The organism is Paenibacillus arenilitoris, assembly GCF_014705655.1.
Classification (GTDB): Bacteria; Bacillota; Bacilli; order Paenibacillales; family Paenibacillaceae; genus Pristimantibacillus; species Pristimantibacillus arenilitoris.
In genome coordinates this window covers 115,706-136,619 of sequence record NZ_JACXIY010000016.1, presented here as the reverse complement: position 1 = coordinate 136,619, position 20,914 = coordinate 115,706, and the positions used below count along the sequence as shown (strand labels likewise).

Genomic DNA, 20,914 nt, shown 5'->3' with positions numbered 1-20,914 from the left:
GGAGGAATAACTCTTACCGCTTGCGAGGAATGTTGTCATGGGAATTCGGATCGTCAAGACGGCGCTGGCAGCCATCGCCGCCATATATACCGCCGTTTATTTAGGGCTGGAGCCGCCGCTCGGCGCGGGGATTCTGGCCATACTCGGCGTCGAAGTGACGCGGATGAAGGGGCTGAAGAGCGCCTTCGTCCGCTTCGTCGCTTCCGTGCTCGGCCTTTTTTTCGCATCGTTCATCTTTACGGTATTCGGCTTTCACATTTGGGCGGTCGCGATCTTCATCCTGCTCACGTTCCCGGTATTGTCGCGGTTTCAGCTGAAGGACGGCATCGTGACCAGCTCGGTTATCGTCTTCCATCTGTTCGACCGAGCGGAGGTGACGACCGACGTCATCGCGAACGAAATTTTGCTGCTCATCGCCGGCCTCGGCTGGGCGACGCTCGTCAATATCGCCTATATGCCGAAGGACGAACGCCGGCTCTCCTCGTACCGCTCGCAGCTCGAGCAAAGTTTCGGAGTCATTTTCAAAGAAATGTCGCTGACGCTCCGGAATCCGGAGCATGTATGGAACGGCGGCGAACTGTTGGAAGCCATCCAGGCGGTGGAGGAAGGGGCGCAGCAGTCGGCGCGCAATCGGGAAAACCGGCTATGGGGCGGAGAGACGTACTGGCCGACCTACTTCGAAATGAGGCGCCAGCAGCTGGATTCGATCCAGCAGATGCTCGTATCGCTCGCCTGCGTCTTCGAGGAGGTCCCGCAGGCCGCGATGATCGCGGAGCTGTTCGAGCGGCTGTCCGGCGACGTGAAGTCCGATGTCTACGAAGGCTCCGTCGAGGTAAGCCTGAACCGGCTGTCGGAGTCGTTCCGGACGATGGAGCTGCCGAAGTCGCGGGACGAATTCGAGGTGCGGGCCGCGCTGCGCATGCTGCTGCACGAGCTGGAAAGGTATCTCGCCATCGCGAAGAGGCTGAAAAAAAGAAAGGTTCTGACAAGCGAGCTTCGGCCATAGAATATAGAGGGAAAAAATTCGTGCGAGGCGGGCGTAGACGGCTGCAGCGGCGCCATGGCGGCTAGCAACCGTTTCCGCGGAGAGATATAGGAATCGAGAGAGGAATATCGCTTATAGATTCTTATATTTCGGAAAAAGAAACAGTCACCCTAGACGAATGTCCTGCATACACTTTAAATGAATGATTGTATGGAGGAGGTTAAATCAATGACTATTGCAGATAAACAGCTCCAGTACAGAGAAATAATGACGAAAGCTGTCTGCGGCAAGGGTCGTAAGTTTTCCACCGTAACTCATACCGTGACTCCGCCTCATCATCCGACCAGCATTTTGGGCGCATGGATCATCAACCATCAGTACGAGGCGGTTCGTTCGGGAGACGGCATTGAGGTAATCGGTACTTACGATATCAACATCTGGTATTCGTACAGCAAAAATTCGCAAACGGACGTCGCAAAGGAATCGGTGCACTACGTCGAGCACGTGAACCTCTCTTATGTAGATCCGAAGCATCGGCCTTCTACCGAGGAAGTTTCCGCCGACGTGCTTCAGGAGCCGAACTGCATCGAAGCGAATATTTCTTCGAACGGCGCAAACGTCGTCGTCCGCGTCGAACGGGAGTTTGCGGTGGAGCTCGTCGCCGAGACGAAAGTATGCGTCGCGGTTCTTCCAGGCGGTTGCGGCGACCTGGACGGCAAGGACATGGAGTTCAGCCTCGGCGACAGCGATTACGAGGATTTGGATCCGGATTTGCTGGACGACGAGCTTTAAGCCTCCGGAAGGCTTTGCGGTTAATGTATCATATGCTGCGCGAGCGGCAAAATCGAGGGCGAAAGCCCTCCTCTTTTTTTATTTTTCGCGTTAGCGATTACATGGATAAAGGAAGGGGCGCCTGATGGCTTCTACCTGGATTTGGCGCGGCAGCTACGACCGGTTGGAGCTGATCGCCCGGGAAGCGGGGCAGGCTCATGCGGCGGGGGAGATGAACGGAATGCCGCTTGCGGCGAAGCCGTGGTCGGCCGTCAAGCCCGGCGACGCGGTGCTTGCCTGGTCGGACGCGCGGAAGCTGGACGGCGGCCGCATGCCGGGCGTCTGGGTGCTGAACGAGAACGGCTCGCTCGCGGCGCGGATGACGGAGGAGGAGAAGCGGCTCGTCTGGCGGCGCGCCGGCCTGTGCGGCGGCAAGCCGCTGCAGAGCGAGCGGCTGTACCGGATCGCCGTCGTCCATTTGGAGCCGGCGAGCATGGTCCGCGTCGACCGCTCGGGCAAGCCGCTTGGGAGGCCGAGCGAGCGGGAGGCGATGCCGGCGGCCGGCATGAACTCGAGCGGCGGCAGGGAGCGTAGAGGGCACGCGGACGCGGAAGCGCTGCCCGCCATGGGGCAATGGCCGGACGATCCGGCGATGCGGCGGGTTGTTCGCACGGCCGTCCAGGCGCTGTATGCGCTCGGCCTCGATATCGGCGAGGCCGAGGTGGCGCTCGGCGGGGACGGGCGCACGGCCGTCCGCGACGCGTGGCCGAAGCTGAGCGACGCGAGGCTGGAGGCGGCGGCTTTGCGGCGGTTCGCCGCCTGGCACGCGGCGGCGGGAGCCGGCGATGCGGATCGGCGGGAGCTGCTGATCGGCGCCGATCCGGAGTTCGTGCTGGTGACGCCGGCCGGAAAGATCGCTTCGGCGTCGCGTTTTTTCGGCGCGGGCGTCGGCGGGGCTGCCGGCGCCGACGCCGTGCTCGTGAGGCGGCGGGTGCTGTTCCCCGTCGCCGAGCTGCGGCCCGAGCCGGCCCGGGAACCGGCCGAGCTGGCCGCGAACTTGCGGCGGCTCATGCTGCGCGCCGCCGAGCGGATCGGCGAGCCCGCGCTGCGCTGGGCCGCCGGGGCGATGCCCGTGCCGGGGCTGGCGCTCGGCGGGCACATCCACATCAGCGGAGCGCCGCTTACCGCGCGCTTGCTCCGCCTCTTGGACAGCTTCGCGGCATTCCCGCTCGCGCTGGTGGAGGACCCCGCCGGGCGGGCCCGCCGTCCCCGTTACGGAACGCTCGGGGACTTCCGGCCGCAGCCGCATGGCGGGTTCGAGTACCGGACGCTGCCGAGCTGGCTCGTCTCGCCGGCAGCGGCCAAAGCCGCCTTCGCGCTTGCGCTGCTGTGCGCGCGCGAAGCGATGAACCTGGCCTACATACCGGCTCTGGAGGAGCGGTATGCGGCGGCCTATTACGCCGGCGACCGCGAAGAGCTGGCCGGCTGCCTGGACGGCGTGGCGTCGTCGCTTGCCGCCACGGCGAGCTACAGCGGGCTCGAGCGGTACATCGAGCCGCTGCTGGAAGCGGCGCGGCGCGGGTCGCGCTGGGACGAGAGCGCGGACATCCGCGCGAAGTGGCGCATTCCGATGCCGGAGTGAAGGCGGCACTAGACGTTCTCTAGTGCCGCCTTATTTTTGCCGCGTATGCGGTTTGGTTTCATCTCCAGTTTCTTTGTCGCAATGAATCCGTTTATTGAAGCAGGATGTTGCTGTATCGTCCAACTTTCACCGCTCTGCCTCCATCTCTCGACGATTGCCTTCGCTCGCGCACCGCTCCCAGCTCCCAACGTATTGCCTCTATCGAACGCCGCCCGGTCTCCCAGCTTTCACCGCGCCGCCAGTCGATACGACCAGCCTTCGAGTCTCAGAGACTCCCTTGTATGGCGCACGTCTGTTCCGCTTGCTATAATAGATATCTGATGTGTTTAGTTGCGAGGAGGATCGGGATGGCTGGCTATACTCCGATGATTTTGCAGTACCTTTCGGTAAAGGAGCAAGCGAAGGACGCTTTTTTATTTTTTAGACTGGGCGATTTTTACGAGATGTTTTTCGAAGACGCGATCCATGCTTCGCGCGAGCTCGAAATTACGCTGACCGGGCGGGAAGGCGGCGGCGATCGGAAAATACCGATGTGCGGCGTGCCGTATCATTCGGCCGAGAATTACATAAGCAGGCTGGTCGATAAAGGCTACAAGGTCGCGATTTGCGAACAAGTGGAGGACCCGACCGCGGCCAAAGGCGTCGTTCGGCGCGAAATCGTACGCATCATAACGCCCGGTACCGTCATGGAGACGAAGGCGCTCGACGGCAAAACGAACAACTTCATCGCCGCGGTCGTGCGCGTGGGCGGCATGCTCGGCTTAGCGGCCTGCGACCTGTCGACGGGCGAGCTGTACGTTACTTCTTTCCCGGAGCAGATGGAATCGCTGATCGACGAGATTAACGTGTATCAGCCGTCCGAGCTGATCGGCGACGGGAGCCTGCTTGACAAAGTGCAAGCGGCCGCGGTTTGGAGCCGGCACCTTGCGCTGACGCCGCGAGAGCCGATGGAGGAAGACAAGCTCGCCGCGCAGTACGGAGAGGAAGAGCTGAGCCGGCTGTCCGGCGCCCGTTACCGCGCGGTCAGCGTCCTGACCGGCTATCTGGACGAGACGCAGAAGCGCTCGCTGGGCCATGTCCGAACCATTCATTCCTACGAGCCGAACCAATATATGATTTTGGATCATTATACGCGGCGGAACCTGGAGCTGACCGAGACGGTTCGCGACCGGAACAAGAAAGGCTCGCTGCTGTGGCTGCTCGACCGGACGCAGACGTCCATGGGCGCCCGGCTGCTCCGCCGCTGGATCGACAAGCCGCTGCTGAGCAAGGCTTCCGTCGAAGCGCGGCTTGACGCCGTCGAGACGCTGTACCTGGATCTCATCTTAAGGGACGATATCCGGGCAGAGCTGCAGCCGATCTACGATTTGGAGCGGCTGGTTGGCAGAGTGGCGTTCGGCAACGCGAGCGGGCGGGACCTGAACGCGCTGCGCAGCTCGCTTCGCCGCATCCCGCGGCTCACGGCGCTGTGCGGGCAATCGGGCTCGAAGACGCTGCAAGCCGTCGTGGAAGGGACGGACGATTGCGCCGACCTGGCCGACTTGATCGAGACGGTGATCGTCGACGAGCCGCCGGTTTCCATCCGCGAAGGCGGCCTCATTCGTTCCGGATACGACGACTATCTGGACCAGCTGCGCGAGGCAAGCACGAACGGGAAGAAGTGGCTCGCCGAGCTCGAGCGGCAGGAGCGCGAGGCGACGGGGATCAAGTCGCTTAAGATCGGCTATAACAAAGTGTTCGGCTATTACTTGGAGGTGTCCAAGGCGAACCTCGGCATGCTGCCGGAAGGCCGGTACGAGCGGAAGCAGACGCTCGCCAACGCCGAGCGGTTCGTCACGCCGGAGCTGAAGGAGAAGGAGAGGCTCATTCTCGAGGCCGAGGACAAAATGATCGACCTGGAGTACGAGAAGTTCATCGAGCTGCGCGACCATCTGGCGCTGCATCTGCACCGGCTGCAGAAGGCTGCCGGCGTCATCGCCGAGCTTGACGCCTATCAATCGCTCGCGACCGTAAGCGCCGAGCGACGGTTCGCACGGCCTCGGATCAGCGAAGGGTACGACTTGCATATCGAGGAAGGCAAGCATCCGGTCGTCGAAGCGATGATGGACGGCGCGCCGTTCATCGCGAACGGCACCTCCCTGCTGAAGGACGAGCAGTGGATGCTCCTCATCACCGGCCCGAACATGGCGGGCAAAAGCACGTATATGCGGCAGGTCGCCCTTATTTGCGTCATGGCGCAGATCGGCTGCTTCGTGCCGGCGAAGTCGGCGGTCGTTCCGTTAATCGACCGGATCTTCACCCGCATCGGCGCCGCCGACGACCTGATCGGCGGACAAAGCACGTTCATGGTCGAGATGAAGGATATCCAGACGATGACGGAAAAGGCGACCTCGAACAGCCTCGTCATTATCGACGAGCTTGGGCGCGGCACGTCGACGGGCGAAGGGATGGCCATCGCGCAGGCGGTCATCGAATACGTGCATCATCATATCGGCTGCAAGGCGCTCGTATCGACGCATTTCCACGAGCTCGCCCATCTCGAGGAGTCGCTTCCTTCGCTCGCGAACGCGCGCATGGCCGTCGAGGAAAGCGGCGACAACGTGACGTTCCTTCGCAGGCTCGTGCCGGGAGCGGCCAGCACGAGCTACGGCATCTATTGCGCGCAGCTCGCCGGCCTGCCGCAGTCCATTATCGGCAGGGCGTACGAGCTGCTGGACGGAAGCGAGTCGGCGCGGATCGCCCCCGAACCGAAGAAGCTGCCGGATGGCGTGGCCGAGGCGCGGGCCATCGTCCAGCTGTCGATGTTCGACGAGCCGGCCGCGGCAACCGAGTCCGGGTCCGGCCGCCGCAAGGCGAGCCCGAAGGCCGAGCAATTGGCCGACGAGCTCCGCAAGCTCGATTTGTTCAACCTTACGCCGATGCAGGCGATGCAGTGGCTGAACGATATGAAGATCAAGCTGAACCAATAACCGGGTTCGGAACGAAAGGAGGCGCCCCATGGGTAAAATCAAAGTGCTGGACGAGCAGCTGGCCAACCAGATCGCGGCCGGCGAAGTCGTCGAACGCCCCGCGTCGGTCGTGAAGGAGCTTGTCGAGAACGCGGTCGACGCCGGAAGCACGACCGTCGACATTACGATCGAGGAAGGCGGGCTGGCCTTCATTCGCGTCGCCGATAACGGCTACGGCATCGAGGCCGGCGACATCGCCACCGCCTTCCAGCGGCATGCGACGAGCAAAATCGCGACGAGCAGCGATTTGTTCCGCATCGCCAGCCTCGGGTTCCGTGGAGAGGCGCTCCCGAGCATCGCCGCCGTGTCCCGGCTCGAGTGCGTCTCGGCCGATTCCTCCTCCGGCCTCGCCCGGCGCATTGTCATCGAGGGCGGCGCCATTACGGCGGACGAGCCGGCGAACTCGCCTCAGGGCACGGACATGACGGTGAAGGATTTATTTTACAATACGCCTGCCCGCCTCAAATACATGAAGGCGATCCAGACGGAGCTCGGGCACATATCGGATTACGTCAATCGGATCGCCCTCGCGCACCCGGGCATCGCGTTCACGTTCAAGCATAATGGCAACGTGCTGCTGCGGACCCTTGGCACGGGGGACAGGCTGCAGGTGATCGCCGCCGTCTACGGGAGCAACACGGCCAAGGTCATGCTTCCCGTCGAAGCGGAAAATTCGGATTACGAGCTTCGCGGCTTCATCTCGAAGCCGGAGCTGACGCGGGCGAACCGGAACGGCATTACCGCGATCGTCAACGGACGCTATATCCGCAGCCATGCGGTGAATCAGGCGCTGATGCAGGCGTACCATACGCTGCTGCCGATCAACCGGTACCCGCTGGCCGTGCTCGAGATCGGCATGCATCCGGGCTTGCTGGACGTCAACGTCCATCCGTCTAAGATGGAGGTCAGATTCAGCAAGGAGGCGGATCTTCGCTCGCTGATCGAGGACGCCGTGAAGCAAGTGCTTTCTCGCCAAAGGCATATCCCCGGACCCGAATCGAGCCGCAGGCAGGACCGTTCGAAGCCGCTGTTCGTGCAGGACGCGATTTCCTTCCACCGGCCAGAGCCCGCGGAAGAACAGGTCAAGCCGTCGCAGCTAAGTAACTTCGGCTCGTACGGTCAACAAAGCCAATCCGCGAATCGCCCCAGTGCCGCCTATCCGGCCGTACCGAAGGCCGAACGCGAGCAGATCCCGCCCCAGGCGATGGAGAAGCTGTACGCGCCGCCGTCGCCGGCGAAGACGGAGCCCACGGCCCTGCGCGAAGCCGCGGCGGTCTGGGCGCAGGCCGCTCCCGCGGCTTCGCACGATACGCCAGCGGAATCTGCCGGCGAGACGCCTGCCTATCTCGATACGCTGGCGCCGCCCGATGCATATCCCGTCTCCGAGCCGGCCTCCTTGGATCGGCCGTCCGGCGAACCGGAAGAGGAGCCGAAGAAGCCGGCCTTTCCCGAGCTGCACTGGATCGGGCAGCATCACGGCACGTACATCGTCGCCCAGTCCGAGGATGGTCTGTACCTCATCGATCAGCATGCCGCGCACGAGCGGATCAATTATGAATACTTCTTTCATAAATTTGGGAATCCTGAAGCTGCAAGCCAGCAGCTGCTCGTCCCGCTGACGCTGGAATTTACGCCTGGCGATGCGGCGCAGCTCCGCGAGCTGCTCCCGCTATTCGCGCAAGCCGGCGTAGAGCTCGAGCCGTTCGGCGCGCAGACGTTTCTCGTCCGCGCCTATCCGGAATGGATGCCCGCGGGCGAGGAGAAGGCGCTCGTCGAGGAGATGGCGGAGCTGCTCATTGCCGAGCGCAAATCGATCGACATCGCCAAGCTGCGCGAGAAAGCGGCGATTATGTGCGCCTGCAAAGCGTCGATCAAGGCGAACGACCGGATGAGCCGGGAGGAGGGCGAAGCGCTTCTCGGACGATTGTCGCGCTGCGGGCAGCCGTATACTTGCCCGCACGGACGCCCGATCATCGTCCATCTGTCGACCTACCAGCTCGAAAAAATGTTCAAGCGGGTGATGTCGTGATCGTAACCACAACCGCGCAGCCCTCCGAGCGCATCGCTAGACAGGCTTCCCATCTGTCGCGGGAGCTGTCCGCGACGCTTAAGCCGCGCGGCAACCTGACCGTACGCAAGCTGATGGCGATGAGCGAGGACGGGAGGCTCATCGTCGTGACGGAGCAAGAGGTCCGTTATTACGAAGGACAGACGGACAGCCCGTTTTATTTTCATCCCAGCATGGCGTTCGTCCGCGTGAAGCGGCTGCGCAGAGGGGACACCGATCCGCTCATCGAGCTGTCCGGCTGCGAGGCGGGGGACCGCGTCATCGATTGCACGGCCGGCTTGGCCGCCGATTCGCTCGTATTCTCCTACGCGGCGGGACCGCAAGGAAGCGTGACGGCGATCGAGAGCGAGCCGGTGCTGTGCGCAATCGTCCGATTAGGGCTCGCCGGGTACGAGACGGGGCTACCGGACGTGAACGCGGCGATGAGGAGAATCGAGCTGCGCTGCATGAATCATGGCGACTATTTAAGCTCGCTTCCGGATAAGAGCGCGGATATCGTCTATTTCGATCCGATGTTCCGGCAGCCGATCCGCGAATCGAGCGCGATGGAGCCGCTGCGGGCGATGGCGAACATGGACGCGCTCTCCGAAGAGGTGGTCGAGCATGCGAAGCGCGTCGCCCGCAAGAGCGTCGTGCTTAAGGAGCATCAGGCAAGCGGCGAATTCGCCCGTCTCGGCTTCGAGCGGAAGCACGTGAACTCGTCCAAAATCGCATATGGAGTGATAGAGCTTTGATCGAACAAAACAACGAGCGGCAGCCGGCTGCGGGTGAAGCGAAGCGCAAGCAGCCGCTGCTCGTTCTCATAGGCCCTACCGCGGTAGGGAAGACGCGGATGAGCCTGGATATCGCCAAAGCGTGGAACGCCGAGATTATTTCCGGCGATTCGATGCAGGTATACCGGGGCATGGACATCGGTACGGCCAAGATCGCGCCGGAAGAACGCGAAGGCATCCCGCATCATCTGATCGACATTTGCGACCCGGAGACGCCGTTCTCCGCCGCCGATTTCCAGGCCGAAGCGACGCGGGCGATCGCCGGGATTGCGGCGCGCGGCAAGCTTCCGTTCATCGTCGGGGGAACGGGTCTCTACGTCGAATCGGTATGCTACGATTACCGGTTCGCCGACAACGGCTCCGACGAGGTTTTTCGCGAGGAACAGGAGCGCTATGCGTCGGAGCACGGCAACGAAGCGCTGCACGCGCGCCTCGCGGCGATCGATCCGGAGGCGGCCGAGCGGCTTCATCCGAACGATACGCGCCGCGTCATCCGGGCGCTCGAGGTGCATCATTTGACGGGGCTGACGTTCTCCGAGCAGCAGGCGGGACAGAAAAAAGAATCGCCCTACGAACTTTGTATCGTCGGACTCACGATGGACCGCGCGGAGCTGTACCGCCGTATCGAGCTGCGCATCGACCTGATGCTGGAGCAGGGACTCGTGGACGAAGTAAGGAGGCTGCTGGCGTCGGAGAGGCCGCCGAACGCCGTGGCGATGCAGGGTCTCGGCTACAAGGAGATCGCGGAATATTTGCGCGGCGAGTGCACGCTCGAAGCCGCAGCGGAGCGCCTCAAGCGGGATACGCGCAGGTTCGCGAAGCGCCAGCTGTCCTGGTTCCGCCACATGAAGGATATTCATTGGATCGACATGCGGGAAAATTTTCACAACAATTTGCTCTCGATTCATGGTATAATAGCAGGAAAGTTTCAAGTTGATCTTGAATATACTTCTAATCAATCTTTTTTAGACGGGGGTAACGTCCAATGAACAAAACAATCAATATTCAAGATACGTTCCTGAATCAGCTGCGCAAAGACAATATACCGGTCACGGTTTTTTTGATGAATGGATTCCAAATCCGGGGCGTTATTAAAGCTTTCGATAATTTCACGATCATTATCGACAGCGAAGGCCGTCAGCAAATGGTGTACAAGCACGCGATCTCCACGTTCACTCCGCAGAGGAACGTATCCTTGATGCAGCAGGATAACGGAGGCGTCGAATCCTAGGCGGCGGCAGCAAGTGAAACTTTCTAATATGAAGCTTCGTTTAACTAGATAGCGGCATGGAAGAGCAACCCGCTCCAAGCTGGGTTGTTCTTTTCATTTCGCGGCAAAATATAGAGCGGACGGAATTTGGATTAGAGCAGGAGGGGAGTCGGCTATGGCTGATCGACCACGCAGCAAGACTGCAGCGAAACAGAAGAAGAAGAAAGCGTCGGGACGCAAATGGTTCTATGGCTTGTTTTTTACGGCGGTCATCGCGATCGTTTGCGGCATCATCGGGTATTTGCTAATTATTTTGAACGGAGAACGAATTTTGGCCGAGAACGGCAGCAAGCTCGACTTCGGAGAAGCGTCAATCATCTTCGACGCGGATGGCAACGAGATTTCAAGATTGTACAACGCGGAGGAGAACCGCGAGGTTGCCGAATTTTCGGAAATACCGGAGCAGCTGCTGAACGCGATCGTCGCGACGGAGGACCAGCGCTTCTACGAGCATTCGGGCATCGACTTCTTCGCGATCGGCCGCGCCGTCGTGAAGGACGTCATCGCGCGCAGCGCGGTAGAGGGGGGCAGCACGATTACGCAGCAGCTGGCGAAGAACGTGTTCCTGACCGCGGACAAGACGTTTTTCCGCAAAGCGACGGAGGCGTCGATCGCCGTCGCGCTCGAGCATCAGATGTCCAAAAACGAAATTTTGACGATGTACTTGAACCGGATATTTTTCGGCAAGAACATATATGGCGTCAAGCATGCGGCGAGCTATTATTTCGATGCCGAGCTGAAGGATCTCGAGCTGTGGCAGGCGGCGACGCTGGCGGCGATGCCGAAGGCGCCGAACCGCTACAATCCGATCAAAAATCCGGAGGATTCGATGAACCGCCGCGCGGTCGTCTTGAAGCTCATGTATGACCAAGGCTACATTACGGCCGAGGAGATGGAGCAGGCGAAGGCCGTCGTGTACGAGCCGCCGGCCCATATCGAGGAGAACACCGGAGACCCGTACCCCGCGTTCGTCGATTTCGTCGTCGATGAGGCGATCGAGAAAATGAACGTTACCGAGGAAGAACTGCGGATCGGCGGCTACCGGATCTATACGACGCTCAACCAGCAGGCGCAGAAGTCGATCGAGAAGCAGTTCGACGACGACGACAACTTCGAGAAGAGCGAGGACGAACGCCAGGTCGAGGCGGCGATGATCATCATCGACCATCGCGACGGCACGATCAAGGGCCTCACCGGAGGCCGCGACTATGTGAAGAAGGGACTGAACCGCGTCAACGTCACAAGGCAGCCGGGCTCGTCCTTCAAGCCGATCGTCGCGTACGGACCTGCGCTCGAGTCGGGCGATTACTTCCCTTGGACGACGCTGGCCAACGACAAGAAATGCTTCGGCGACTATTGTCCGTACGACCGGTGGGGGGCGACGCCCGTATCGATGACGCAGGCGATCAAAGATTCCCGAAACCTCGCGGCCGTCTGGATGCTGAACGAAATCGGCCTCGGCAAAGGGAAGGCGTTCGCGGAGAAGCTCGGCTTCAAGATTACCGACAACGACTCGAACCTGACGCTGGCGCTCGGCTCGAACGCCGCGACGCCGTTCCAGATGGCGACCGCGTACAGCGTGTTCGCGAACGGGGGCAAATCGGTCGACCCCCACTCGATCACGAAGATCGAGGGCAAAGGAAACACGACGCCGTACACGTATAAGGCACCGGAAGCGAAGCCATTGATGTCGCCGCAGACCGCCTGGTATTTGACGGAAATGATGCAGACGGTCGTTCAGAAGGGCGGATCGGGCGCGAGAGCGGCGATCGACCGTCCGGTGGCGGGCAAGACGGGAACGACGCAGTTCGGCGTCAGAGGCTCCGGCGTGCGGGACGCCTGGTTCGTCGGCTACACGCCGGAGTGGACAGCGGCGGTCTGGATGGGCTACGATAAGACGGACGAGAACCATGTTCTGGATAACGGCAGCGTGCAGTCTGCCGCCCTGTTCTCGAAAGTTATGCGAGACGCAATGAAGGGCGTGAAGAAAGACGCCTTCAAGAAGCCGCAGGACGTTCAGGAGGAAGAGCAGCCGCCGGCGGCAATCGAGAATTTCAACGCCGTCTACTTGCCGGAGGAAGCGAAGGTTCACCTCTCCTGGGATCCGCTGCCTGACGGCGAAGTGACGTACGAAGTGTTCCGGAAGGAAGCTTCTGAGCCGGATTTCATTCGGTTCGTCGATTCGTTGGAGACCAGCGTGGACGACATGAGCGCGTTCCCGGGCATGACGTACCAATACTACGTCGTCGCCTACGATGCGAAGAACGATCGGAAGAGCGATCCTTCACCGACGATAACGGTCCAAATTCCGGAAACCGAGATCGACATTCCGGAAATTCCGATGGAGCCCGATCCGCATGATCCCGATGGCGGAGAGGCTACCGATCCGGGCAACGGCGGCGAGCTGCCGCCGGATGAAGGCGAGACGCTTCCTCCGGAGCTTCCGGACGGCACGGATCCCGGAGGCGGCGAACAGCCGAGTACGCCTACCATCCCTCCGGATGCGGGCGGGGACGGCGGCACTGGCGACGGTAACGCCGGCAATGCGGACGGCGGCGCTATCGATGGAGGCATAACGCAAGGAACGGGTGGTTAGAGTCATGACGTTAAGCAATCAAAGGAAATTCCGGCTGCTTGCGGCAGCGCTCATTATGGCGCTGCTGCTCGCAGGCTGCGGCGGCAAGGATGACGGCTCGAAGCAAGGCGGCGACAGCGCCGCCGACGCCGTCAAGACGATGAGCTGGAGCAAGATGCCCGAGATGACGATTGACCTCGATAAGACGTACAAAGCGAAGTTTCGGACGAGCAAAGGCGATTTTACCGTCCTTTTGTTCGCTGACGAGGCGCCGGTCACGGTGAACAATTTCGTTTTCCTTGCGCGCGAAGGGTTCTATGAGGGCTTGACGTTCCATCGCATTATCGAAAAGTTTATGATTCAATCCGGCGATCCGCAAGGGAACGGGACCGGCACGCCGGGCTATTCCATCCCCGACGAGCTGGACACGGATCGGAAGTACGAGGAAGGCATCGTCGCCATGGCCAATCTCAGCAAGCCGAATTCCGGCGGCAGCCAGTTCTTCATCTGCACCGGCGAGGATGCCGAGAACTTGAACCGCGAGCCGAACTATACGATCTTCGGCAAGGTGGAGAGCGGGATGGACATCGTGATGGAAATCGCCAAAACGCCGGTGAAAGACAACAAGCCGAGCGAGCGCGTCATTATTGAATCGATCGCCATCGCCGAGAGCTGAAGAGTAACCGCCGCCCCCGACCGGGCGGCGGTTTTTTTGGCGTAAGGCGGGCGCCGGCTTGGTTTATTTTGACTGTCGGCTGGAGATGGACGTTAAGATATGGTAATCTTTTTTTATAGGATGTTGTCAATCGTCGTTAGTCGCTGCATGACCGAATATTTGGGCAATACAACGAGGAGCAGTCGCATATTTCTGCGGGCTTTTCCAAAATGACCGGAAAGGTACGTTCCGTATGAAGAGAAAATTTTCCGACCGAGCGAACTGGCGGCGTATCTTGCGCAAGAGCTATACGTGTCTGGCGCTTGACGGCGAGGAGTTCAAAGGGCTCGTAACGTTTTACCGGATTCACGAATTGCGGGAACCGCTTTGGAAAGAATACAATGGACGCCGTCTATGCCTTGCCGATCGAGGTTACTTGTGGATGCAGCATTTTCCGAGGGGCGAGCATTTCGTCGTGACGACGATGTTCGACGATAAGGGGCGCGTCGTGCAGTGGTACATTGACGTATGCAAGACGCAGGGCTTGACCGATCAGCAGGTGCCCTGGTTCGACGACCTGTACCTGGACGTCGTCGTGCTGCCGAGCGGGGAAGTGTTCCTCATGGACGAGGATGAGCTGGAGGATGCGATCCGACAAGGCGACGTGAGCGGCAAGGACGCGGCGCTGGCCCGCAAGACGGCGGGAAGGCTGCTCTCAAGCATCCGCAACGGAAGGTTCCGTTACTTCACGCTCAGCCTTAAGCATAGGAAAAGCCTGCTCGAGAAGACAGGGGAGCTGAGCGAATCATGATGGCCGCGACCGGCCGCAGGAGCAGACCGCGCAAACGTGCCAAAAAAACTCGTTCGTGGCTGCTCCTTTTTCGTTTGGCTGCTTGGCTCGTCGTAGCGGGCGTCTTCTGGTGCGGCTATTTGCTTTGGCTGATCAACGGGTTTCCGTCGGACAAACCGGTCGCCAAAGCGGAGGCGGGCATCGTGCTCGGGGCCGCGCTTTGGAACGACGTTCCCAGTCCCGCGCTGAAGGAACGGCTCGATTACGCCGCCGAGCTCGTCCAGGGCGGCATCGTGGACAAGCTGATTTTGACGGGCGGACTGGACGCGAACGGCGCGACGATAACGGAAGCCGAAGGCATGCGCGAATATTTGACGAAAGCAAAAGGTATATCGGCTGACAAGCTGTTGCTAGAGAATAAAGCGACCAGCACGTACGAAAATTTATTGTTCAGCAAAGCGGTCGCCGACGCGAGCGGGCTCGAATCGCTTGTCGTCATTACGCACGATTACCATGCCGCAAGGGCGAAGGAAGTGGCGAAGCGGCTTGATTACGGGCAATTTCAGGTTGCCGCCACGAAATCGAAGGTGTTGAATCCCGTCCTGAACGAAACGCGCGAGGTGCTTGCCTTCACGAAGTGGAAGCTGGATTCCTTGCTCCTGGCGCTAGGAATCGGTCCATCCGAATCGAAGCTGTGAATCTGCTAATATGCGGCTGCAAGCTAGAATAAACTTGTAGTGCGGTCAGCCGCCATAGCTTCGATGCAAAGGACAGGTGATGCGACAGATGAGTGGACACGTCATATCGGGACCCGGAAATGGATCCGCAAGGCCTTCCCGCCAAATCAACGTGGTGCTAAGAAGCCCAGATCCCATTCAAACCGGAGCATCCGCCCACGCGCTCGATTCCGAGCCGCTTCAGGCGGTTAAGCCGCTGCCGAGCATGGACCATTACGCCGATATCCAGAAAGAGCTGGAGACGATGATCGGCATGGATAACGTCAAAGCGCTCGTGTACGAAATCTACGCGCTGCTGTATATTAGCCGGATGAGAACCGAAGCCGGGCTATCCGGCGGTTCACAGGTCTATCATATGATTTTCAAAGGCAATCCGGGAACGGGGAAAACGACGATCGCCCGCATCGTCGCGAAGCTGTTCCAGAAGATGGGCGTACTTGCGAAAGGCCATCTCATCGAGGTGGAACGCGCGGATCTCGTGGGCGAATACATCGGGCATACCGCGCAAAAAACGCGCGACCTCGTGCGCAAGGCGATCGGCGGCGTGCTGTTCGTGGACGAAGCGTACAGCCTCGCCCGGGGCGGAGAGAAGGATTTCGGCAAGGAAGCGATCGATACGCTCGTGAAAGCGATGGAGGACCACCGCAACCAGTTCGTCCTCATTTTGGCCGGCTACCCGGCGGAGATCGAGGATTTTCTGCTGACGAATCCGGGCTTGCCCTCGCGGTTCCCGATCCAGATCGAGTTTCCCGATTACTCGATCGACCAATTGATCCAAATCAGCGAGCTGATGGCGAAGGAACGCGATTATATTTTGCAGCCGCAGACGATATTTAAATTAAGGCAGCATTTGATGCAGGAGAAGCAAAGCGCGATGTTCTCGTTCAGCAACGCGCGGTATGTCCGCAATTCGATCGAGAAAGCGATCCGGTATCATGCCGTTCGCCTGCTTACCCAGTACGCGAATTCGGTGCCTCCGAAGCAGGAGCTCATGTCGATCCGCCCGGAGGATTTGAAATGGGAGAACAGGCCGTAACGACTTAACCATGCGAAGGAGCATGCCATGAACGGCAAAACATACGAAACGAACATGAATATGGCGGAGAAAGCCATTCTGATCAGCTTGGTGACGCCGGACGACAAGCGCGGAGGCGCCGATCACGAGCATTCCTTGCAGGAGCTCGCCGCTCTTGCGGAAACGGCCGGCGTCGAGGTGCTGACCGCTCTGACGCAAAACAGGGAAAACGTCGATTCCAAATGGTTTATCGGCAAAGGAAAGGTGCAGGAGGTGAAGGCGCTGGCCGATGAGCTCGGCGCCACGACCGCCATCTTCGACCAGGAGCTATCGGGCGCCCAGGTACGGAACCTGGAAGAAGCGCTTGATTTGAAAATCGTCGACCGGACGCAGCTGATCCTGGATATATTCGCGGGGCGCGCCAAAACGCGCGAGGGCATCATCCAGGTCGAGCTGGCACAGCTCAGCTACTTGCTGCCGCGTCTATCGGGCCACGGCAAAAACTTGTCCCGCCTCGGCGGCGGCATCGGCACGCGCGGTCCGGGCGAATCGAAGCTGGAGACGGACCGTCGCCATATCCGGGGCCGCATTTCGGATCTCAAAGCGCAGCTGGAAGAAGTCGTCCGCCATCGAAAGCTGCACCGCGAACGCCGGAGGAAGTCCGGCGTCATCCAGGTCGCTCTCGTCGGGTATACGAACGCGGGCAAGTCGACGCTGCTGCGCGAGCTTACGCAGGCGGACGTGTACGTGGAGAATCAATTGTTCGCCACGCTCGATCCGACCTCGCGCGCGCTTACGCTGCCGAACGGTCGCGAAGTGGTGCTGACCGATACCGTCGGGTTTATCCAGAACCTGCCCCATGATCTCGTGGCCGCCTTCCGCGCGACGCTCGAAGAGGTGCTCGAGGCCGATCTCGTGCTGCATGTCATCGACGGCAGCTCGCCGATGCGCGACGAACAAATCCGCGTCGTGCATCATATTCTCGGCGAGCTAGGCGCGGCCGACAAGCCGATGGTCATGGTCTACAACAAGAAGGATCTGTGCCGGGAGAAGGGCATGTTGCCCAATCTTCCGATCACGGGCGGGGACAATCTGGTCATCAGCGCCTATGAGATAGAGGATCTGGAGCTGCTTCGGCAGACGGTTCAGGACAAGCTGAGCGGCGATACGCTTACGTTCCACCTTCCCGCGGAGCGCGGCGATTTAATCGCGCTTGCTTACCGGAGCGGCGAGGTGCTTCGGCAGGAAGTTAACGAAGATACGATGAAGCTGACGGTGCACGTCAGCAAGCAGCAATACGAGCAGCATGGCCGTTCGCTGCAGCCGTACGTCCATTAAGAGGCGAACGGATTGATCGACAATTACGTTCAGGGAGAAGATACGGACAATGAATGAGCAACCGGACAAGCAGACGATATTGAAGCGGCTCGAGCGGCTCGCGGAGGAAGCGGAGAACCGGGCGCATGAGGCGTTCCGCAGCGTGGAGAGGATCGCGGAGCGTAATCAGTGGAAGGTGATCGAGGCGTTCAAGCGGCATAAGGTCAGCGATTTTCATTTTGCCGGATCGACGGGATACGGCTACAACGACCGCGGCCGGGAAGTGTTGGATCTCGTCTACGCGGACGCGATGGGCGCGGAAGCCGCGCTCGTGCGTCCGCATTTCGTGTCCGGCACGCATACGATCAGCTGCGCGTTGTTCGGCGTCCTCCGTCCGGGGGACGAGCTGCTGTACGTTACGGGCAGACCGTACGACACCCTGCATAAAGTGATCGGAAAGCCGGGGGACGGAAGAGGGTCGCTGCAGGATTGGGGCGTCCTTTACAAGGAGGTTCCGCTTGCCGCCGGCGGCGGCTTGGACTGGGAGCAGATCGAACAAGCGATTACTCCGAGGACGAAAGTGATCGGCATTCAGCGCTCGCGCGGCTACGATTGGCGGGCTTCTTTTACCGTTGCCGAAATCGGCGAAATCGTGAAGAAGGTTAAAGCGCTAAAGCCGGATTTGCTCGTCTTCGTCGACAATTGCTACGGTGAATTCACGGAGCCGCTGGAGCCGACGCAGGTCGGCGTCGACCTGATGGCGGGCTCGCTGATCAAAAATCCCGGCGGCGGCTTGGCCGAGACGGGAGGCTACATCGCCGGAACGGCCGCCGCCGTGGAGGCGGCGGCTTTCCGATTAACCGCCCCCGGGATCGGCGGCGAGGTCGGCGCCATGCTCGGCACGATGCGCGCGATGTTCCAGGGGTTGTTCCTCGCTCCGCATTTGGTCGGACAAGCCGTCAAAGGAAGCGTGCTGGCCGCGGCCCTGTTCGAGGAGCTCGGCTTCGAGACGAAGCCGCGCTGGCATGAGCCGCGCACCGATTTGATCCAGGCGGTCCGATTCGGACAAGCCGAGCATCTCATCGCATTCGTGCAAGGCATTCAGCAGGCGGCGGCCGTCGACGCGCATGTCGTTCCGGAGCCTTGGGACATGCCCGGCTACGAGAACGAGGTCATCATGGCGGCCGGCACCTTCATCCAAGGAGGCAGCCTAGAACTGTCGGCGGACGCGCCCATACGCGAACCTTACATTGCTTACATGCAAGGCGGCCTGACTTACGCTCATGCGAAATACGGCATTCTTACCGCGTTATACCGGCTAGTGGAGAGCGGATTAATTGTGACTAAACCTTACATAACTTGACACATTTACGGTATATCGTATAGAATGAACTTATAAATGAGCGACTGGAAGGTTGATGCGACATGGCTGATGATATTCGCAGGAATATGGCCTTATTTCCGATCGGCATCGTGATGAAGCTGACGGATTTAACGGCAAGGCAAATCCGTTACTACGAGCAGCACGAATTGATCGTGCCCGCTCGGACGGCTGGGAACCAGCGGTTATTTTCGTTCAACGACGTGGAGAGGCTGCTCGAAATCAAATCCTTGATCGAGAAGGGCGTCAATATCGCCGGCATTAAACAAGTCATGAATCCGGTTTCGAAAGAATCCGAGGAAGCGACGATCGTCAGCGAACAATCCGAAGTGAAGCGCAGGGAGCTCTCCGATCAGCAGCTCCACCGCATGCTGAAGCAGCAGCTGCTGGAGAAGAGGCCGGGTCAAGCGTCGCTTATCCAGGGCCAGCTGACCCGTTTCTTAAATAAGCGTTAGGCGGCACGACCAATTCAATCGATTCGCATACAAAGGAGATGATTCTGTGGGTTTCACGAAAGAAGACATCAAGCGCATCGCGCAAGAGCAAAACGTCCGTTTCATCCGTCTGCAGTTCACCGATTTGCTGGGTACGATCAAGAACGTCGAAATTCCGGTAAGTCAGTTGGAGAAAGCACTGGACAATAAAATGATGTTCGACGGTTCCTCCATTGAAGGTTATGTCCGGATCGAAGAATCCGATATGTACTTATACCCGGATTTGGATACTTGGGTCGTGTTCCCTTGGGTTACGCAGGATCGCGTCGCACGTCTGATCTGCGACATCTACATGCCGGACGGCACGCCGTTCGCCGGCGATCCGCGCGGCATTTTGAAGCGCGTGCTCAAGGAAGCGGAGGAGCTTGGCTATTCGGCCATGAACGTCGGTCCCGAGCCGGAGTTTTTCCTGTTCAAGACGGACGACCGCGGCGAGCCGACGACCGAGTTGAACGACCAGGGCGGCTACTTCGACCTTGCGCCGATGGACATGGGCGAGAACTGCCGCCGCGAAATCGTGCTTACGCTCGAGGAAATGGGCTTTGAAATCGAAGCTTCCCACCATGAGGTCGCTCCCGGACAGCACGAAATCGACTTCAAATACGCCGATGCGGTCAAAGCGGCGGATCAGATCCAGACGTTCAAGCTGGTCGTCAAAACGATCGCGCGCGAGCATGGCTTGCACGCTTCGTTCATGCCGAAGCCGCTGTTCGGCGTGAACGGCTCCGGGATGCACTGCCACCAGTCGTTGTTCCAGGGCGACTCGAACGTATTTTACGACGAGAAGGACAAGCTCGGCCTGAGCGCTACCGCCCGCCATTACATGGCCGGCATTCTGAGGCATGCCCGCGCGATGGCGGCCGTCACGAATCCGACGGTCAATTCCTACAAACGTCTCGTTCCGGGTTACGAAGCGCCATGCTATGTCGCTTGGTCGGCAAGCAACCGCTCGCCGATGATCCGGATTCCGGCTTCCCGCGGCTTAAGCACGCGCGTCGAGGTCCGTAATCCGGACCCTGCGGCGAACCCGTACCTGGCGCTTGCGGTCATGCTCAAGGCCGGTCTCGACGGCATTGCTAACAAGCTGCCATTGCCTTCCCCGACAGACCGCAACATTTATATCATGTCGGAAGAAGAACGCCAAGACGCGGGCATTCCGAGTCTTCCGCTCGATTTGAAGGAAGCGCTCGACGAAATGCTAAGAAGCGACGTTGTCTGCGAGGCGCTGGGCGATCACGCGCTCGCGCATTTCTACGAGCTCAAAGAAATCGAGTGGGACATGTACCGCACCCAGGTCCACCAATGGGAGCGCGATCAATATTTGACGCTGTACTAATGACAAATCCCTTAACGCCTGTCGCGTTAAGGGATTTTTGATAGTCGGCCGCTCCCCGATCGCCAAATGAGCATGGAGATGACGGTCAGCGTTAAAC

17 protein-coding genes are annotated in these 20,914 nt (G+C 60.0%); all 17 read left to right on the top strand.

What is annotated here, in order from left to right; all coding sequences use genetic code 11:
• The first annotated feature begins 37 nt into the window (after positions 1-37).
• Positions 38-1,006, top strand: coding sequence for an aromatic acid exporter family protein (locus IDH41_RS14755; RefSeq protein ID WP_190862272.1), 969 nt, complete (start codon positions 38-40; stop codon positions 1,004-1,006).
• Positions 1,007-1,213: 207 nt separating this feature from the next.
• A complete protein-coding gene (locus tag IDH41_RS14750) occupies positions 1,214-1,777 on the top strand; it encodes an outer spore coat protein CotE (protein WP_190862270.1) in 564 nt (187 codons plus the stop codon).
• A 124-nt stretch (positions 1,778-1,901) separates the two neighbouring features.
• A complete protein-coding gene (locus IDH41_RS14745; RefSeq protein ID WP_190862268.1) occupies positions 1,902-3,398 on the top strand; it encodes a putative amidoligase domain-containing protein in 1,497 nt (498 codons plus the stop codon).
• Between the two features lie 347 nt (positions 3,399-3,745).
• Positions 3,746-6,367 (top strand): DNA mismatch repair protein MutS, encoded by a 2,622-nt coding sequence (mutS, locus tag IDH41_RS14740; RefSeq protein ID WP_190862266.1) that lies wholly within the window; start codon positions 3,746-3,748, stop codon positions 6,365-6,367.
• 28 nt (positions 6,368-6,395) lie between these two features.
• The gene (gene mutL, locus IDH41_RS14735) at positions 6,396-8,435 is read left to right on the top strand and encodes a DNA mismatch repair endonuclease MutL (protein WP_190862264.1); all 2,040 of its coding nucleotides are present in this window, start codon (positions 6,396-6,398) and stop codon (positions 8,433-8,435) included.
• Entirely contained in the window at positions 8,432-9,208 is a 777-nt protein-coding gene (locus tag IDH41_RS14730) for a class I SAM-dependent methyltransferase (RefSeq protein WP_190862262.1), read from the top strand. Before mutL ends, IDH41_RS14730 begins: the two co-directional genes overlap by 4 nt.
• A complete protein-coding gene (gene miaA, locus IDH41_RS14725; protein ID WP_223829735.1) occupies positions 9,205-10,236 on the top strand; it encodes a tRNA (adenosine(37)-N6)-dimethylallyltransferase MiaA in 1,032 nt (343 codons plus the stop codon). Before IDH41_RS14730 ends, miaA begins: the two co-directional genes overlap by 4 nt.
• Complete coding sequence (hfq, locus tag IDH41_RS14720) at positions 10,233-10,478, top strand: RNA chaperone Hfq (protein ID WP_190862259.1); 246 nt, start codon at positions 10,233-10,235, stop codon at positions 10,476-10,478. Before miaA ends, hfq begins: the two co-directional genes overlap by 4 nt.
• Before the next feature lie 154 nt (positions 10,479-10,632).
• Complete coding sequence (locus IDH41_RS14715; RefSeq protein ID WP_190862258.1) at positions 10,633-13,113, top strand: transglycosylase domain-containing protein; 2,481 nt, start codon at positions 10,633-10,635, stop codon at positions 13,111-13,113.
• Between the two features lie 4 nt (positions 13,114-13,117).
• A complete protein-coding gene (locus tag IDH41_RS14710) occupies positions 13,118-13,768 on the top strand; it encodes a peptidylprolyl isomerase (protein ID WP_190862256.1) in 651 nt (216 codons plus the stop codon).
• 232 nt (positions 13,769-14,000) lie between these two features.
• On the top strand, positions 14,001-14,558 hold the full coding sequence (locus IDH41_RS14705) for a DUF402 domain-containing protein (RefSeq protein WP_190862254.1): 558 nt from the start codon (positions 14,001-14,003) through the stop codon (positions 14,556-14,558).
• A complete protein-coding gene (locus tag IDH41_RS14700) occupies positions 14,555-15,235 on the top strand; it encodes a YdcF family protein (RefSeq protein WP_223829734.1) in 681 nt (226 codons plus the stop codon). Before IDH41_RS14705 ends, IDH41_RS14700 begins: the two co-directional genes overlap by 4 nt.
• 88 nt (positions 15,236-15,323) lie before the next feature.
• Complete coding sequence (locus IDH41_RS14695; RefSeq protein ID WP_190862252.1) at positions 15,324-16,310, top strand: AAA family ATPase; 987 nt, start codon at positions 15,324-15,326, stop codon at positions 16,308-16,310.
• Positions 16,311-16,337: 27 nt separating this feature from the next.
• The gene (gene hflX / locus IDH41_RS14690; protein WP_190862250.1) at positions 16,338-17,627 is read left to right on the top strand and encodes a GTPase HflX; all 1,290 of its coding nucleotides are present in this window, start codon (positions 16,338-16,340) and stop codon (positions 17,625-17,627) included.
• Positions 17,628-17,676: 49 nt separating this feature from the next.
• The gene (locus tag IDH41_RS14685) at positions 17,677-18,969 is read left to right on the top strand and encodes a methionine gamma-lyase family protein (protein ID WP_190862249.1); all 1,293 of its coding nucleotides are present in this window, start codon (positions 17,677-17,679) and stop codon (positions 18,967-18,969) included.
• A gap of 62 nt (positions 18,970-19,031) precedes the next feature.
• On the top strand, positions 19,032-19,442 hold the full coding sequence (locus tag IDH41_RS14680) for a MerR family transcriptional regulator (RefSeq protein WP_114378487.1): 411 nt from the start codon (positions 19,032-19,034) through the stop codon (positions 19,440-19,442).
• 46 nt (positions 19,443-19,488) lie between these two features.
• The gene (gene glnA / locus IDH41_RS14675) at positions 19,489-20,817 is read left to right on the top strand and encodes a type I glutamate--ammonia ligase (RefSeq protein ID WP_190862248.1); all 1,329 of its coding nucleotides are present in this window, start codon (positions 19,489-19,491) and stop codon (positions 20,815-20,817) included.
• The last annotated feature ends 97 nt before the right edge of the window (positions 20,818-20,914 follow it).

What these genes read in the sequence shown, in the direction of transcription:
- IDH41_RS14715 (WP_190862258.1), top strand. Translation starts at nt 10,633, where the DNA reads ATGGCTGATCGACCACGCAGCAAGACTGCAGCGAAACAGAAGAAGAAG.
- mutL (WP_190862264.1), top strand. Translation starts at nt 6,396, where the DNA reads ATGGGTAAAATCAAAGTGCTGGACGAGCAGCTGGCCAACCAGATCGCG.
- IDH41_RS14685 (WP_190862249.1), top strand. Translation starts at nt 17,677, where the DNA reads ATGAATGAGCAACCGGACAAGCAGACGATATTGAAGCGGCTCGAGCGG.
- hfq (WP_190862259.1), top strand. Translation starts at nt 10,233, where the DNA reads ATGAACAAAACAATCAATATTCAAGATACGTTCCTGAATCAGCTGCGC.
- mutS (WP_190862266.1), top strand. Translation starts at nt 3,746, where the DNA reads ATGGCTGGCTATACTCCGATGATTTTGCAGTACCTTTCGGTAAAGGAG.
- IDH41_RS14700 (WP_223829734.1), top strand. Translation starts at nt 14,555, where the DNA reads ATGATGGCCGCGACCGGCCGCAGGAGCAGACCGCGCAAACGTGCCAAA.
- IDH41_RS14680 (WP_114378487.1), top strand. Translation starts at nt 19,032, where the DNA reads ATGGCTGATGATATTCGCAGGAATATGGCCTTATTTCCGATCGGCATC.
- IDH41_RS14695 (WP_190862252.1), top strand. Translation starts at nt 15,324, where the DNA reads ATGAGTGGACACGTCATATCGGGACCCGGAAATGGATCCGCAAGGCCT.
- IDH41_RS14750 (WP_190862270.1), top strand. Translation starts at nt 1,214, where the DNA reads ATGACTATTGCAGATAAACAGCTCCAGTACAGAGAAATAATGACGAAA.
- IDH41_RS14755 (WP_190862272.1), top strand. Translation starts at nt 38, where the DNA reads ATGGGAATTCGGATCGTCAAGACGGCGCTGGCAGCCATCGCCGCCATA.
- IDH41_RS14710 (WP_190862256.1), top strand. Translation starts at nt 13,118, where the DNA reads ATGACGTTAAGCAATCAAAGGAAATTCCGGCTGCTTGCGGCAGCGCTC.
- IDH41_RS14745 (WP_190862268.1), top strand. Translation starts at nt 1,902, where the DNA reads ATGGCTTCTACCTGGATTTGGCGCGGCAGCTACGACCGGTTGGAGCTG.
- hflX (WP_190862250.1), top strand. Translation starts at nt 16,338, where the DNA reads ATGAACGGCAAAACATACGAAACGAACATGAATATGGCGGAGAAAGCC.
- IDH41_RS14705 (WP_190862254.1), top strand. Translation starts at nt 14,001, where the DNA reads ATGAAGAGAAAATTTTCCGACCGAGCGAACTGGCGGCGTATCTTGCGC.